The sequence below is a fragment of the Chitinophaga rupis genome (genome assembly GCF_900109685.1).
Taxonomy (GTDB): domain Bacteria; phylum Bacteroidota; class Bacteroidia; order Chitinophagales; family Chitinophagaceae; genus Chitinophaga; species Chitinophaga rupis.
In genome coordinates this window covers 405,652-421,823 of the sequence record NZ_FOBB01000002.1, presented here as the reverse complement: position 1 = coordinate 421,823, position 16,172 = coordinate 405,652, and the positions used below count along the sequence as shown (strand labels likewise).

Genomic DNA, 16,172 nt, shown 5'->3' with positions numbered 1-16,172 from the left:
AGTTAATTTTTTGTTTGCTTCAGATACTCCGCATACCGCTCTGCCAAGTGCTTATAGGCATTCTCGCTCATAATGATCCCATTGTCCACTATTACGCCAATAGCCAGCGCAATACCGGTTAAGGACATGATGTTGGAAGAAATACCAAAAGCATTCAGCAGAATAAAACTGGCTGCCAGTGTAATGGGGATCTGGATAATGATACTGAGCGCGCTGCGCCAGTGGAAGAGGAAAATGATCACCACGGCTGATACCACGATCATTTCTTCTATCAACGTGCGTTTAATAGAGCTCACGGATTCTTTAATGAGCGTACCACGATCGTACACAATATCAAACTTCACCCCTGCGGGCAGGCCTTTAGCCACTTCCTTCATTTTGGCTTTTACGCGGTCAATAACGGCATCTGCATTTTCGCCATACCGCATTACTACAATGCCGCCTACCCGCTCGCCTTTACCATCCTGGTCAAAAATACCCAGGCGGGTTTCACCGGTCATTTGTACACTGGCAATATCTGCTACACGAATGGGAATGGAGTTCTGGTTCTTTACCGGTATGTTGCGGATCTGCTCTATAGATTGCAGGTAACCGCTGGTTTTAATGATGTAGCCAATACCGCTCATTTCAAATTTGCGGCCGCCGGATTCATTGTTATTGGTGCGTATGGCGTTGATCACATCTGTTACACCCAGCTTATAATAAAGCAGCTTATTAGGATCTACCGTAACCTGGTATTGCTGCTGTGCGCCGCCAAAAGAAGCTATCTCACTTACGCCGGGTACATTTTGCAGGGCAAATTTCACATACCAGTCCTGGATAGCACGCTGCTCGCCCAGGTCCACATCCGGCGCATCCAGCGTGTACCAGAGGATATGGCCTACACCGGTACCATCCGGCCCTAGCGTGGGCGCTACGCCCTGCGGTAACTGCCGGGTAATGGTGCTTAGCTTTTCGAGTACGCGTTCCCGTGCCCAATAGATGTCGGCATCATCTTCAAAGATCACGAAGATGAAGCTCATGCCAAACATGGAGGAACCGCGCACATATTTTACTTTGGAAATACCCTGCAGGCTGGTTACCAGCGGGTAGGTGATCTGGTCTTCCACCAGCTGGGGACCACGGCCCATCCATTCCGTAAATACGATTACCTGGTTTTCTGACAGGTCGGGAATGGCATCGATAGGATTTTTGTTGACGGCAAAAAATCCCCAGGCGAATAATGCAGCTGCCAGTACAAGCACTATAAAACGGTTACGTAACGACCATGCAATGATCTTATGTACCATAGAATTAAGTAAAAAAGTAAAAGGGAAAAATTAAAAAAAGAGAACTCCGTTATGGAATGTTAACGGTGTTAGGGGGTGGGGGTTATATCAGATGCGGAAATTACAGTTAAGCAGGAAAACAGGTGTGTTGCCAGTGTCCGGCGGCGCCTGCGCTACGGGAAAAGTAACTGCCAGGGAAGCTACCGGCATAGCCTGTAAAGTATACATTGTTACCGGGGTGGCTTCTAGGGCCAGGGGAACCATAGCCCCTGCAGTTGCCGGGTTATGATAGTCTTTTTTCAGCTTTATCTCCTTGTACTCATCCTGACAGCATTTCTTTTTGCTGGTATTTTTGGCGGGCAGCTCCATACCGCAGCCCTTACAGTGATCCTTTTTGCTGCTACCCAGCTCCCATGCCACCAGTTTGCCCATGCAGTAATGTAACTGCACAGTGGCGCCCATGGCGGTGCTCATGTAAAGGATGGTTAATATAACAGCAATGAATCGCTTCATAAGAGAACAAAGATACTATTTTTTAATACTTACAGGCCTCCCGAAAAATAACGGGAGCGCCTGTAAGCTACTTATATATTTTCTGCCTTATAACCGGCCTGCTGTAAAGCATTGATCACATCGGCCCCGGTGATGGTTTTATCTGTAGTGATCACCAGTGTTTTGTCGGGATTTTGTGTATCCACGCTCCAGCTATCTTTACCTGCTACTGTGTCCAGGAAGGGTGTCACGGTTGTTATACAACCGGCACATTTAATGTTTGTCTTGAATTTTAACGTTTCCATGCTATTATGCTTTTATAATGTTGACAATTTTAACCGCAGGCTATTGCTGACCACTGACACGGAACTTAATGCCATGGCCGCGCCGGCAATCATAGGGTCTAATAAAAACCCGTTGAAAGGATATAAGATACCTGCTGCCAGCGGAATACCGATGATATTGTAAATAAAGGCCCAGAAAAGGTTTTGCCGGATAGTGCGTACCGTTTTACGGGACAGGCGCAATACTTTGGGCAGCGTATTCAGATCGGAGGTAATGAGGGTGATCTTAGCTACATCCATGGCAATGTCTGATCCTTTGCCCATGGCAATGCTTACGTCCGCCTGGGCCAGCGCGTGGCTGTCGTTAATACCATCGCCCACCATAGCCACTATTTTACCCTGCTGCTGCAGCTCTTTTACAAAGGCGGCTTTTTCTGCAGGCATTACACCGGCTCTATAATGCTTCACATTTACCTGCTTAGCTACGGCGGCGGCAGTTTGCTCCTGGTCGCCGGTGAGCATGTACACCGCTATACCCTGTTGCTGTAAGGCGGTAATGGCTGCTTTGGAGGTATCCTTTATTTTATCTGCAATGGCCAATACAGCTACCACTTCCGCGTTAGCGGCAAAAGCAATAACGGTTTTAGCGGATGCTTGCCAGGCCTGCGCTTTGGCTGCCAGGGCTGCATTCATCTGAATGTTATTATCCTTCATGAAACGGAGATTACCTATACGATAGGTAGACCCCTCATACACGGCAGCTATTCCTTTACCTGTAATGCTGGTAATGTTCTTTATGCTTACCGGCTGTATACCCTGCTGCTGCAAACCGTTTACAATGGCGGTTGCCAGCGGGTGCTCTGATTGCAGCTCCATGGCCAGCAATACCTGTTTCCAGGCTGCAGTATCGTTTATGAAATGAGTGTCTGTGAGCGCGGGCCGGCCTTCTGTAATGGTGCCGGTTTTATCCAGGATGATGGCATTTACCCGGTGGGCCAGCTCCAGGCTCTCTGCATCACGGATAAGCATATGATGGCTGGCGCCTTTACCCACCCCCACCATAATGGCGGTTGGAGTAGCCAGCCCCAACGCACAGGGACAGGCAATTACCAGCACAGTTACTGCGGCCAGCAAGCCATGCGTAAAAGCATGTGCGCCACCGGCTACCATCCACACACCAAAGGCCAGGATGGCAATGCCTATTACTACGGGTACAAAAATGCCTGCTATTTTATCTACCAGCTTTTGCACCGGGGCTTTGCTGCCCTGCGCTTCCTGTACCATTTTTATAATGCGGGCCAATACAGTATCCCCTCCTACTTTTTCTGCACGGAACTGGAAGCTGCCCTGCTGGTTAATCGTGCCTGCAAAAATATTATCGCCGGCTGTTTTGCTTACAGGCAGCGGCTCTCCGCTGATCATGCTTTCATCTATATAAGATCCGCCGCTGATCACTATACCATCTACCGGAATTTTTTCACCGGGTTTTACCAGCAGTACATCCTGCACTTTTACCTGTGCAATTGGCATTTGCTGCATATGGCCACCCGGATGTACTACGGTTACGGTTTGCGGCTGTAAGCCCATCAGCTTTTTAATGGCGGAAGAAGTGTTGGACTTTGCTTTTTCTTCCAGCAGCTTGCCTAATGAAATGAATGCAATGACCACTGCGGCGGCCTCAAAATATACATGTGCATGCAAGCCGCGCTGGTGCCAGAAAGCGGGGTATATGGTATTAAATACGCTGAATACCCAGGCAATACCGGTGCTGAGCGCTACCAGCGTATCCATATTGGCTTTGCGGAAGCGGGCCTGTTTCCAGGCATTGATAAAGAAACTACGGCCAAAGTAAAATACTACCGGCGTAGCCAATACCAGCATGATCCAGTTGGCATAAGGCATGTTCATAAAGAACATACCGATCACCACTACCGGCAGCGCCAGCAGCGATGACCATATCGTTCTTATTTTTAGCTTTTGATAGTATTGCTGCTGGGCGGTTTCTTTTATTTCCTGCTGGTTAGCTGTATCAATTACCAGGTCGTAGCCAATGGAGCGAACAGTATTTTGTAAGGATTCCGGGGTAGCTATGCCGGGATCATATAATACCCAGGCGCTTTGGTTGGCAAAATTTACGCCGGCGTCCTGCACACCTGCGGCTGTTTTCAGCATAGATTCCACGCTGATGGCGCAGGCCGCACAGGTCATTTCCAGTACCGGAAAGGTCTCTTTTTTGAGCGCCGCGTTAGCCGCTGCGCTGCTTTCTTTCTGCCTGCCTGTTGTTACGGTTGTCATCTTACCTTCTTTTATTTAAAGCAAAGTTACCGCCGCCTATGGGCAGGCCTCTTATACTATAAGGGGGAAAAATTTTAAGATTAGTTGTTGGAGGAGCGACAAAAAAGGGGTACATTTGGGTAAAATGTACGTTTATGAAGGCGGAGGGTGATACATCTAAAGCAGGGAATACCTCTAAACCAAGGGGTAGTATGGGTGATGCCTCAAAAACAGGTAAAGGGGAGGATGCTATTCCCAAAGCAGGCAAAACTAATCCGGTAGCGCCTATTGAGCTAAATTTATCCGGCCAGGGGCGCCTGCACGTTTACGCAAAAGCCAAAAACAGCCCTATAGCCATTAAAGGAGGAGATACCAGCGGTATGTGGGATGATCAGGATAGAGTTACATGGTATATACTAGGCGGAAATTTTGAGGCGGATGAAGCTCTGATTCCTAAAAATGACATGGATTATGTAGAACTTAGCTTCCTGGGTTTGCCTAAGGTTTGCCTTATAAACATTGCCAGGTTTATGAATATCCCGATGAGGGAAATGGCGGATCTGGTAGATCTGTCCACCAAAACACTAGAACGTAAAAAAAATGACGACCCCATGGATAAAGTAGTCTCCTCACAAGCCATTGAAATGGCGAGCACATTAGCCCACGGTATGAAGGTGTTTGAAGATCAAAACAAACTGAACCGCTGGCTTTCTAAAGATAACCGCGCCTTAGGCGATAAAAAGCCGCTTGAGCTGATGGGTACCCCTACAGGTATTAAGCTGGTCAACAATATTTTAACCCGTATTGAAGAAGGTATTTTCTCCTAAACAAAACACATCTCTCTCTCTTATTAACCATATTCTCATGATCGAAGTTGTATTGTCATGATTGTTTACCGCATTGTAAAAACCGCAGAGAGAGCACAAGACCTTTCCGGCAAAGGTGCTTACCTGGCCGGAGGCCGCTGGAACTCAACCGGAACCTTTATGCTGTATACCAGTGAAAGCCGGTCGCTGGCATTGCTGGAAAACCTGGTACATTATGACCAATCGGAGCTGCCACCCCGCCTATATACTATGGAAATTGAGATTGCAGATAATGCTCCCATCTACACGCTTTCTGACGATAAATTAATTGAAGACTGGCGGCTGCCGGAAACCCTGGCCCTGCGCAAGATCGGGGACCAATTATTCAAAGAGAAGAAATACCTGGGTTTTAAAGTACGTTCTGCTGTGTTGCCAGGTGAGTTCAACTACCTGCTGGACCCGCTTTTTCCCCGTTATTATGACCTGGTGAATGTTGTGAATTATGAGCCCTTAGAACTAGACCGCAGACTTTTTAAACCTTCTGAAAAAGATAATTAGACTTTACCGCCTCTTCTCTCTTTACGGATCTTTATGAAATAAGATGGGGTAAGACCAGTTAATGCTTTGAACTGGCGGGATAGATGCGCCTCACTGCTAAAGCCTAAACGAAAAGCAATATCGGCCAGCGTGGCGGGGGTATATATTAAGAGTTCCTTTACCTTTTCAACCCGGTAGGCCAGTATGTATTTTTCCAGCGTGCTGCCTTCTGCTGCTGAAAAAACAGCGCTCAGCAGATCATAAGGCCGTGAGAGTTTTTCTGCTACCCATTTTGAAAAGCGGAACTGCGGCGGAAAATCAAATTCCCCGGAATATACCTGCGCAACGGCTTCTTTTACCTGTTTCACCAGCTGCTGGTTTTTATCTTCCAGCAGGCTAAAACCCAATGACTGCAGTAGTGCTGCAATGGCATTCAGATCGGGTGGTGTAGCGGATTGTATGGTGGCGCTGCCCAGTTCAACATGGGATACCTGCAGGCCAGATGCTGTAAGCTCCTGTTGCACGGTAGAAATACAACGCGGGCAAACCATTCCTTTGATATGTAGTGTATAAGCCGGCATAATAGTATACAAAGATCCGGTGTTCAGCTTGTATAATTGTTACATAATTACGGGGAAAGATTACATAATCATTGGCATAAAAAAATGACCTGTAGGTGTATTTACCAACAGGTCATTTTTAATTACGAATTATCAATTACGCCCCGCCTCAAGCAGGGCATAGTCTGTCCCGTCCAGCGGGGAATGCCATTGAAAGTAAGTATGGATATGAGTAATTACGAATTGGTTTTACGTTTGGAATGCTACCCATGTAAGTGCTTATAGCTATCTACCGCAATACTATTTTCTCCAGCTCTTCCAGTGATTTACCTCTTGTTTCCGGCAGCATTTTTACGGCAAACAACAGGTGTAATACCATTGCTACGCAAAAGAAACTGAATGCCAGGGTACCGCCAAAAGGCAGCTCTGCTACAATAGGAAATAACCAGGTCATTACAGCAGCCCAGAACCAGTGCGTAAAGCTGCCCAATGCCTGCCCTTTGGCACGCACGGAGTTCGGGAAGATCTCTGCCAGGAATACCCATATTACAGCGCCCTGTGAAAATGCAAAGCTGGCAATAAAGCCTACCAGGTAAACGAGCACCAGGTAGCCGCCAAAATCATGCAGGTAAAAGGCACGGGCAGTTAAGCCCAGGAAGAGGATCATACCTATGGAGCCGGCTATCAACAATGTTTTTCTGCCAAATTTATCGATCACAAACATGGCAATGATGGTGAACACCATGTTGGTAACGCCTATGAGCACCGCCTGCAACAGGGCCGTATCGCGGGCCAGGCCTGTCATTGAAAAAATACGGGGTGCATAATACATGATGGCGTTAATACCTGAAAACTGGTTGAAGGTGGCTAACAGGATAGCGCACATTACCGGGAAGGAAAATTTGCGCGTGAATAATTTCTCTGTATGCCCGCTATTCTCTGCTTTCAGTGATTCTGCAATATCTGTTACAATTACATCTGCATCCGTATTACCTAATGAAAGCAATACCGCACGCGCCTCCGCAGTACGCTGGCGTTTCATAAGCCAGCGCGGGCTTTCCGGTATCAGGTATAATAATACCAGGAACAATAAAGACGGAACGGCCTGCACGCCTAACATCCAGCGCCATGCATCGGTAGCTACCCATTTGTTAATAAAATAATTGGAAAAGTAGGCGAGCAATATACCCAGCACAATGTTAAACTGGAACAATGCTACCAGCCTGCCACGCAGCCTGGGCGGCGCTATTTCTGAAATATACATAGGCCCTGCTACAGAGGAGGCGCCAATACCTAAGCCGCCAATAAAACGATAGATCAGGAATGCCGGCCAGGAGTGCGACAGGCCGCAGCCTAATGCAGATATAATATAAAAGATGCCTACCAGGATCAATACTTTTTTACGGCCGTATTTGTCCAACGGAATACCGCAGCCAATAGCGCCAACAATGGTACCTATTAAAGCTATGGAATTGGTAAAGCCGTGCCAGAAACCATCTAATTGAAACACTTCTTTAATCGCCTGTTCTGCACCGGAGATCACCGCGGTATCTGCCCCGAATAATAGTCCGCCTAAAGCGGCTACCAGGCAGCCGGTAAATAATTTTTTGTTCATGTGTGGGTTGATTGATTAACGTTGATCCGTTCCTGTTGTACAGTGGAATTTTATGGGATAAGATACACATTATTTTATCATTTTCTTATATATAGATGGGAGCCCTGAAACCGGGTTGAAGGCCCGGACATTTGCTTACTTACTAATTAGTCAGTATATTTGCGGCCTGAATGTTACTTTATGGCTGACACCACTAAAGAAAAGATCATTGACCTGGCCGATCACCTGATCCGCACCAAAGGTTTTAATGCCTTTAGCTATGCTGATATTTCGGCACCCCTGGCCATTAAGAACGCGGCTGTTCATTACCACTTCCCTACCAAGGGCGACCTGGGGATCAGCGTAATTGAGCGGGAGCTGAAAAACCTTGCCCTGCACATACGCAAATGGGAAAAAATGCCGGAAGACCAGCAGCTTAAAAAGCTTATAGATATATTTCAGCAGCGCAGTAAGCTGGGCACCATTTGCCTGGTAGGTTCCTTAACACCGGATTATGATACGCTGCCGGCGCCTATGCAGGCCAAGGTACAGGAAATGTGCACCGGTATATTACAGTGGATGACGCAATGCCTGGAAAAAGGCAGAGCGCAGCAGCGCTTACATTTTGAAGGCGAAGCATATGACCGGGCCCTGATGGTGCTTTCCAACCTGTTATCATCACTATTATTTTCACGGGTATTGGGCGGCAGCACTTTTCAGCGTATGAGCAAACAGCTGGCTAAAGACCTGATATAACAATACCTTACAATTATACAGGCAAGCCTGTACAAATCATAAACCATCAAACCACTTCAGATGAAAAGAGCAGTTATTACCGGATTAGGAGCTTTAACACCTATCGGCAACAATACAGCTACGTTCTGGGAACAGCTCAGCGCCGGCAAAAGCGGTGCGGCCACGATCACCAAGTTTGATCCCAGCCGCTTCCGCACGCAATTTGCCGGGGAAATAAAGAGTTTTAATGCGCAGGAATTGCTGGATAAAGGAGACATCCGCAAAAGCGATCCCTTTACACAATATGCCATGGTGGCAGCAGATGAAGCTATTAAAGATTCCGGCCTCGACTTCAGCAGCATGGACCCTTTTGATACCGGCGTGATCTTCGGCTCCGGGCAGGGTGGTATGCAAACTTTTGAAGAGCAGGTTAAAGAATATACGCAAGGCGGTTTTAACCCACGCTTCAGCCCCTACTTTGTACCTAAGCTGATTGCCAACATGGCGGCAGGCATGATCTCTATTAAATACGGCTTAATGGGTATTAACTATACTACAGTTTCTGCCTGCTCTACTTCCAACACCGCTATTATGGATGCGCTGAACTACATCCGTTTGGGAAAAGCCAAGGTGATCATCACCGGTGGTGCTGAAGCGCCCATAACAGAAGCATCTGTAGGCGGCTTCTGTGCTATGAAGGCAATGTCTACCCGCAACGATGATCCGGCTACTGCTTCACGGCCCTTTGATGTGGAGCGCGATGGTTTTGTGATGGGTGAAGGCGCGGGTGCATTAGTGCTGGAAGAATATGAACATGCCAAAGCAAGAGGCGCACATATTTATGCGGAGGTAGTAGGCGCTTCCATGACGGCAGATGCGTATCACATGACGGCTACGCACCCGGAAGGCTTAGGCGCTTTACGCGCTATGCAGCTGGCGTTGGATGATGCGGGACTAAATGCTGAACAGGTAGATTACCTGAATGCGCACGCCACCTCTACCCCTGTTGGCGACCTGAGTGAAATAGCCGCTATTACAAAACTGTTTGGCAGCGATCCTTCCCACTTACACATCAGCGCTACCAAATCCATGACCGGGCATTTATTAGGTGCAGCCGGCGCAATAGAAGCTATTGCCTGCATCCTGAGTATAAAATACGGCGTAGTACCGCCTACCATTAACACTACAACATTAGACCCGACTATACCTGCAGGCGTGCAAATTATTACCGGGCAGGCCATCGAGAAAAAAGTAAAAGTAGCTATGAGCAATACCTTTGGATTTGGCGGCCATAACGGCATTGTGGTGTTCAGGGAAGTGGTGTGAGTTATGACTTTATACCCGTCATTGCGAAGCATAGCGCGGGTTTGTGCGAAGCATGCTGAAGCAATCTCCCACCATTCATTCGGGGGATTGCTTCGTTGCCCTACGCACAATAGCTTTATACTGCGCCTCGCAATGACGGCAATGTGCTTATGCAACAGCCTTATTTGTTTAGTGGCATCGTACAGGAAGCGCCAGGGTAGCGGGTATCACGGGAATAGGCAACGGTACCCGCTTAACAGAGTAAAATAAATTTTGTAGTAAAACAAAACCATATATTGTACGCATTCACTTTCATAGCGTGCAACTTTCATTCAACTTTTCCATAGCGGAAAAATTTTTCATCAAAAATTGGAGAATTAAAAAATTGTCGTAATATTGCCTCTGTGCTGTTGACATTGGCGCTGTAACGGTTGACCTCCAAAAATCAGATTGTTTACTTCAAAACAGATTGTTTACTCCAAATCACTTGTCAGGTTTTTAAATATCAGCTAGGTTTTACTGGTTCCCCAAAGTTGTATAGCTAAAGCTATATGATAATTTATTGTTGTTATTGCTATGTCCTGCCCAAAGGGATATATGTGATATCGTGTGCACCACAGATCAATCCATTCTTTTTATCCAATTAATTTATTGGTATCACTTGACTATTAATCCCAATTGATAGATGATTCGCACCTCACTGGAATTTATTAAAAAAGAGCTGGAAGCTTATATAGTAGAGCGTGAGCAGGACCCTGCAAACTACAGCGCCGGCAACGTTGTGGAACTGAAGCCGCTCATAAAGCCCACCGGTGAATTAAATGTTACCGACACCACGCATGTTACCATTATGATGGCCGGCGTGGAAGAAGAGCGCCGTGAAGGCAAACGCCCCTACTATGTACCCACGGACGATAAACAGTTCATGCGCCTGAATCCCCCGGTGGAGCTGGACCTGCTGATATTGTTCATTGCACACAACGGCCACTATGAAACAGCGCTGCGCGACCTTTCAGATGTAGCCAGCTTTTTCCAGGCTAATCCCGTATTTGATCAACAACGTTACCCCGCATTGAACGCAAGCGTTACAGATCCTGTGAACAAGCCCTGGCAGCTGATTGAGCGGCTCACCTTTAAGCTCTACAATCTTTCCTTTGAACAGCAGAATAATTTATGGGCTATGCTGGGCGGTAAATACTTTCCCAGCCTGGTGTATAAAATGAATATGCTTACCGTATTTGATACCAAAGGCAAGGATAAAACACCCGGCATCAAAGAACTCAACTTTAAAGAAAACTAACGCTTGTTATGTATGAATGGCATGCAGGTTAAATATACCGAACTGTTTACTTTATCCGTGGAACAATTGTTTTACACCAATAAAGTATGTAAGCAATACAAAGCAGATCCTGTTACGGATATAACGTTTGTGCCTACACCGGAAAGCCGTGGCATCATGAGCAGCATGGACCTGCTGTTTAAACCCACCCCTGTTAACGGCGGCTTTACCATACTGGCCAATATATCTGGCCAAACAACCGGTGGCAACGACCTGCTGCGCTTTGCCGCTAAAAAGGGCAACAAGCTCACCTTCCTGGTATTGCTTAAAAATCCGGAGCTGTTAAACTTCAATGAGCTACCGGTACAAACCGCCGCAGATCATCTCTACTACTTCAGCAACAGCGTAGTGGATGCTGCTGCCACGCGCAATAATTTACACCTGAGCAAAGCAGCCACGGGCGCAGCAGAACCGGATACCATTAAAACCAGCAATGCGGCTTATAAATTCCACAGCGCTACACCGGTAGCACCGGGTACGGCCATCATCAAACATTTACTGAGCGGCGCCAACCTGGGTGAAAAGAATATTATTACGCAAGGCGGCGCTTCTGATGTGCTGTTTGACCTTACACCTTTGCCTTCCGGTATTTGCCAGCTATGGATCAATCATGTGCAGGAAGATGAATTTTATTTTCCCGGCAACATCAGTACCGGCCCGCTGTTCGGCGTGGTGGAAATTTCACTGTCCGCTTTACTGGATGCTAATTACCGCATCATTGAAGCCGACCGCTCCTTAACGCCGGAACGCCCGCAGTATAAGATCCGCCTGGTGAACCGCCCCACCATCTGGCGGTATACTCTTAGCCTGCAGCCTAACAGCCCTTTGTTCCTGGAAATGGCCGGCATGAGCCCTGCCGACAAAGCGGCTTTCCTGAACCAGCTAAACATTGTAAGCAATGATACCAATATCCATTTCCACCGGACCACCACTACCGATACTGCTATTGAGATGGTATCGGACAACGCGCTGGCCCTGCAGGAAAATTATTACTCCGCCTCCAGCGCTACCCATGATACCTTAAGCCTTACGCTTAAAAAATATATTGGCGATCCGGCCAAAGAGGCAGTGGTAAGGGCTAGCCTGCCCTACCCTGCTACCGGTGCCATTGATACCGCTAACGCCCCATTCATTTACTCTGACATTTTTCTAACACTTTAACTTTTAAAAAAATGGCAACTTACCGTTCCCCTGGTGTTTATGTAGAAGAAATAGCCTCCTTTCCACCATCCATTGCAGAAGTAGAATCTGCAGTCCCCGCATTTGTTGGTTACACGCAAAAAGCTGATGCGCTGGGAACCGGCGACCTGCTGAAAGTACCTACCCCCATTAGCAGCTGGGGCGAATATGTAACTTACTTTGGCGGCCCTGAAAAGGAAGATGGCGCGAATATTACGATAGCTGTGAATGAACTACGCACCGGCACTGTGACCACCGGTTACAAGGTAACTGTTACCCCCAATGCAGCTAACCTGCGCAAACACATTCTTTTCCATGCCGTAAAGCTGTTCTTCGCCAACGGCGGTGGCAAATGTTACATTGTATCTGTAGGCGATTACAGCACGGCGCCAACCAAAGCAGACCTGGAAGCAGGCCTTGACCTGGTAGCGCTGGAAGATGTACCTACCATACTGGTGGTGCCCGAAGCCGTGTACCTGGCTTCTGACGGGGAATTCCAGAGCATTAATTCAAAAATGATCGACCAGGCATCTACCCTGAAAGACCGTTTTGCCGTGCTGGATACCAAGGCTACTACGGTTCCAAAAACACCATCGTCTGTACAGGCAGATGTAGACGTTGCCATTTCCACCATCCCGGTAGGTGATACTACCCGTTATGCAGCGGTATACTATCCCTGGGTGCGTACTGCCTACACCTACGCATTTGATTTTGACAACCTGCAGCTGAATGATCATAAGATAAATGGTGTGGATGCTACCGGTGCAGATAATAAAGAAGGTTTACTCTCTGCCCTGAAAGCAACTGCCTCTACTCTGTATAATGCTATCCAGGCAGAATACAGCAAGTACACTATTGCGCTACCGCCATCTGCTGCTATTGCCGGTGTGTACGCCAGAACAGACCGTGACCGCGGCGTATGGAAAGCCCCTGCCAACGTAGGTTTGGTGGATGTAATAAAACCACTGGTGAACATTTCCCGTGGTGAGCAGGACTCCCTGAACATTAATACTACCAGCGGCAAATCCGTGAATGCTATTTTAAGCATGCCCGGTTTTGGCACCGTGGTAATGGGCGGCCGAACCCTGGATGGTAACAGCAATGACTGGAAGTATATTAACGTACGCCGCTTCTTCAGCGTAGTGGAAGAATCCATCAAGAAATCCACCAACTGGGTAGTATTTGAACCTAATACCGCCAGCACCTGGACCAAGGTACAGGCCATGATAGAAAACTACCTGTTCCTGAAATGGAGGGATGGTGCACTGGCCGGCGCTAAACCGGAACAGGCATTCCAGGTAAATGTAGGCCTGGGCAAAACCATGAACTCTGTGGATATACTGGAAGGGCGCATGATCGTGGAAATTAAGATGGCTGTTGCAAGACCGGGTGAATTTATAATCCTCCAGTTTGTGCAGATCATGCAAGCCTCCTGATAAAACGGTTCACAGCACTTTATTCAACAATTACTAAAAATTAAATTCTTTATACAATGGCGTATCCATTAACGGTTTTCCATTTCAGCGTATCCTGGGGTGGAGATAATATAGGTTTCTCCGAAGTAAGCGGCTTATCACAGGAAGTGCAGGCAATTGAGTACCGCGACGGTTTAATGTCGGGTACTACCCTGCCGCTGAAAAGGCCGGGGCTGAAAAAAGCGGGCAACATTACCTTGAAAAAGGGAATGGTAACCGCTAACCTTGACCTGTACAACTGGCTTAATAACAGTGGCCAGCCTAACGTAGAGCGCCGCGACCTGGTAATTACCCTACTGAATGATGAAGGCGCGCCCGTATTTATATGGAGCATAGCGCAGGCATGGCCGGTGAAATGTGAAGGCCCGGGCTTAAAAGCTTCCGGCAACGATATTGCCATAGAGTCAGTAGATCTGGCGCACGAAGGCATTACATTAAAAACCGCCTAAGCAATGTCGGCTTATTATCCACCAACGGGGTTTCATTTCCGCGTTGAATTTATGGGCGTCAGCGGAGCGGATAGCGATACAGAACAGCGCTTCCAGGAGGTCAGCGGCCTTTCTTTTGAAGTAGAAACAGAGGAGCTGCGGGAAGGCGGTGAGAACCGCTTTACCTACAAGCTGCCCAAGAGGGCCAAGTATCCTAACCTGATCCTGAAGCGCGGACTGCTTACCAACACTGCGCTGCTGGATTGGTTAAAGGATGCGCTCAAAACCTACTTCACTGTAGTGATCTATGACTTTAAGCCGGCAGATCTGATAATAACCTTACTGGACGAAGCCGATGCGCAGGTAGCCGTATGGAAAGTAGTACAGGCTTACCCGGTGAAATGGAGCACTGCAGATCTGAAGGCTACGGAGAATGCCATCCTGGTGGAAACAATAGAGCTGGCGTACCAGTATTTTGAGCGGCTGCCTGTTGAGAATACGGTTTTTAAGTAAAAAAGCAAAAAGTAAAAAGCAAAAAGACGTTTGTTGTTAAGCATTTTACTGGTTGTGTTATGCTGAAAGCACAAAGCTGAAAGCCGAAAGCAAAAAGCAAGAGCCGTTTGCCGCAAAGCATTTTACCAACAGGCAGTAATGCGGAACGCTAAACGCTTAATGCGTGAGTGAAAAGCAAAAAGCAAGAGCCGTTTGCCGCAAAGCATTTTACAGCAGGCAGTAATGCGGAACGCTAAACGCCGAACGCTTTATGTGTGAGTGAAAAGCAGAAAGCAAAAGCCGTTTGTGTAAAGCATTTTACCAGCAGGCAGTAATGCGAAAACAGAAAGCCTATAGCATTTTTTAATAGTTGAAAGCGTATTCAAAATGAATACTGATGTCAAAATTGAAAAGTGTAACGCCAAAGCAAAACACCTTCAGTAAAACACAATCAGCTTTGTGCTTTAAGCTTTATGCTTTAAGCTCATTCTATATGCTTTCACCTTTAAGCTCAAAAAAAATGGCCGTACAAATCAATGAAGTCATCATTAAAGCGGTAGTAGATCCGCGGCCGGACACCCGCAGCACGGGAAGTACCAATCCGCCGGAATGCCCGCCTGCTGCTGCCGGTAACAGCGAGAACGAACTGGCTGAAAAAATTCTGGAAATCCTTCGGGAGAAAAAAGAAAGATAATGGACGATCAAAGCCTGGCAAAACTGCCCTTTAATCTCAAGATCATTCCAATAAATGATACGGGTTTCCCAATTGGTATCCCCTTTATTGCCATGTTCAATCCTGAGAATTTTACCATTCATGAGGATATTGACTGGCTGGCCAACTGCCCGCCCGGCGCACAGGGAGCCAACCTGAAATATAAAGGTACCAAACCCCGCACTTTTACCCTGGAATTTACTATTGACGGTACCGGCGTAAACACCAATGGTGTAAAGATACCGGTCACTGCGCAGGTAGCGCTGTTCCGCGCCGCCACTACAGGTGTGAGAGGCGCCCTGCACAAACCGGCTTTCCTGCTGGTGCAGTATGGCCTCTTTATCTGCACCTGTGCGTTAAACAGCTCCAACGTTACCTACAGCCTGTTTGACTTTACCGGCCTGCCTATCCGCGCCAAGATCAGCGCATCCTTTACAGAGCACACGGTACCCACCCTGAGCGATATACTGGGCATGCTATCATCACCCGACCTTACGCATTACAAAACCGTAAAGGAAGGCGAGCTGTTGCCGGTGCTCACAAACGAGATCTATAATAACCAGCTTTATTACCTGCAGGTAGCCAAGGTCAATAAGCTGAAGAACTTCCGTAAGCTGCAGGCAGGCACGAAATTAAAGTTCCCGCCAATAGACAGTAACAACGGTTCCAGTAAAACTCAAACATCGTAAACA

17 protein-coding genes are annotated in these 16,172 nt (G+C 47.4%); 11 read left to right on the top strand and 6 right to left on the bottom strand.

Translation table 11 applies throughout. From position 1 onward, the window contains the following. Positions 1 to 2 precede the first annotated feature (2 nt). The 4 genes from BMZ54_RS33465 to BMZ54_RS08890 form a co-directional block, all read right to left on the bottom strand. Positions 3 to 1,289, bottom strand: a complete 1,287-nt coding sequence (locus BMZ54_RS33465; RefSeq protein WP_089909398.1) for an efflux RND transporter permease subunit — start codon at positions 1,287 to 1,289, stop codon at positions 3 to 5. An 87-nt stretch (positions 1,290 to 1,376) separates the two neighbouring features. Beyond that, positions 1,377 to 1,781, bottom strand: coding sequence for an HYC_CC_PP family protein (locus tag BMZ54_RS08900; RefSeq protein ID WP_089909395.1), 405 nt, complete (start codon positions 1,779 to 1,781; stop codon positions 1,377 to 1,379). 71 nt (positions 1,782 to 1,852) lie between these two features. Next, a complete protein-coding gene (locus tag BMZ54_RS08895; protein ID WP_089909392.1) occupies positions 1,853 to 2,065 on the bottom strand; it encodes a heavy-metal-associated domain-containing protein in 213 nt (70 codons plus the stop codon). Positions 2,066 to 2,077: 12 nt separating this feature from the next. Beyond that, the gene (locus BMZ54_RS08890; protein WP_089909389.1) at positions 2,078 to 4,339 is read right to left on the bottom strand and encodes a heavy metal translocating P-type ATPase; all 2,262 of its coding nucleotides are present in this window, start codon (positions 4,337 to 4,339) and stop codon (positions 2,078 to 2,080) included. A gap of 134 nt (positions 4,340 to 4,473) precedes the next feature. On the opposite strand from BMZ54_RS08890, the gene parS reads away from it, so the two are divergent. Both parS and BMZ54_RS08880 read left to right on the top strand, forming a co-directional pair. After that, entirely contained in the window at positions 4,474 to 5,145 is a 672-nt protein-coding gene (gene parS, locus BMZ54_RS08885; RefSeq protein ID WP_089909387.1) for a type II RES/Xre toxin-antitoxin system antitoxin, read from the top strand. 57 nt (positions 5,146 to 5,202) lie between these two features. Next, positions 5,203 to 5,682 (top strand): RES family NAD+ phosphorylase, encoded by a 480-nt coding sequence (locus tag BMZ54_RS08880; RefSeq protein WP_089909384.1) that lies wholly within the window; start codon positions 5,203 to 5,205, stop codon positions 5,680 to 5,682. On the opposite strand, the gene BMZ54_RS08875 is transcribed toward BMZ54_RS08880, so the two are convergent. Next, positions 5,679 to 6,254, bottom strand: coding sequence for an AraC family transcriptional regulator (locus BMZ54_RS08875; protein WP_202909190.1), 576 nt, complete (start codon positions 6,252 to 6,254; stop codon positions 5,679 to 5,681). The genes BMZ54_RS08880 and BMZ54_RS08875 overlap by 4 nt on opposite strands. Positions 6,255 to 6,510: 256 nt before the next feature. After that, complete coding sequence (locus tag BMZ54_RS08870) at positions 6,511 to 7,836, bottom strand: sugar porter family MFS transporter (protein ID WP_089909378.1); 1,326 nt, start codon at positions 7,834 to 7,836, stop codon at positions 6,511 to 6,513. 180 nt (positions 7,837 to 8,016) lie between these two features. Between BMZ54_RS08870 and BMZ54_RS08865 the strand changes: the two genes are divergently transcribed. The 9 genes from BMZ54_RS08865 (at position 8,017) to BMZ54_RS08825 (ending at position 16,169) form a co-directional block, all read left to right on the top strand. Further along, positions 8,017 to 8,571, top strand: a complete 555-nt coding sequence (locus tag BMZ54_RS08865; protein ID WP_089909375.1) for a TetR/AcrR family transcriptional regulator — start codon at positions 8,017 to 8,019, stop codon at positions 8,569 to 8,571. 60 nt (positions 8,572 to 8,631) lie between these two features. Then, positions 8,632 to 9,876, top strand: a complete 1,245-nt coding sequence (gene fabF, locus BMZ54_RS08860) for a beta-ketoacyl-ACP synthase II (RefSeq protein WP_089909372.1) — start codon at positions 8,632 to 8,634, stop codon at positions 9,874 to 9,876. 664 nt (positions 9,877 to 10,540) lie between these two features. Continuing rightward, a complete protein-coding gene (locus BMZ54_RS08855) occupies positions 10,541 to 11,155 on the top strand; it encodes a Pvc16 family protein (RefSeq protein ID WP_089909369.1) in 615 nt (204 codons plus the stop codon). A gap of 12 nt (positions 11,156 to 11,167) precedes the next feature. Then, positions 11,168 to 12,355 (top strand): hypothetical protein, encoded by a 1,188-nt coding sequence (locus BMZ54_RS08850; protein WP_089909367.1) that lies wholly within the window; start codon positions 11,168 to 11,170, stop codon positions 12,353 to 12,355. An 11-nt stretch (positions 12,356 to 12,366) separates the two neighbouring features. Then, on the top strand, positions 12,367 to 13,809 hold the full coding sequence (locus tag BMZ54_RS08845; RefSeq protein WP_089909364.1) for a phage tail sheath family protein: 1,443 nt from the start codon (positions 12,367 to 12,369) through the stop codon (positions 13,807 to 13,809). 56 nt (positions 13,810 to 13,865) lie between these two features. Then, positions 13,866 to 14,297, top strand: a complete 432-nt coding sequence (locus BMZ54_RS08840; protein WP_089909360.1) for a phage tail protein — start codon at positions 13,866 to 13,868, stop codon at positions 14,295 to 14,297. A 3-nt stretch (positions 14,298 to 14,300) separates the two neighbouring features. Further along, positions 14,301 to 14,789, top strand: a complete 489-nt coding sequence (locus BMZ54_RS08835; protein WP_089909357.1) for a phage tail protein — start codon at positions 14,301 to 14,303, stop codon at positions 14,787 to 14,789. A 376-nt stretch (positions 14,790 to 15,165) separates the two neighbouring features. After that, the gene (locus tag BMZ54_RS08830) at positions 15,166 to 15,462 is read left to right on the top strand and encodes a DUF5908 family protein (RefSeq protein WP_089909354.1); all 297 of its coding nucleotides are present in this window, start codon (positions 15,166 to 15,168) and stop codon (positions 15,460 to 15,462) included. Continuing rightward, entirely contained in the window at positions 15,462 to 16,169 is a 708-nt protein-coding gene (locus BMZ54_RS08825) for a CIS tube protein (protein WP_089909351.1), read from the top strand. Before BMZ54_RS08830 ends, BMZ54_RS08825 begins: the two co-directional genes overlap by 1 nt. Positions 16,170 to 16,172 lie beyond the last annotated feature (3 nt).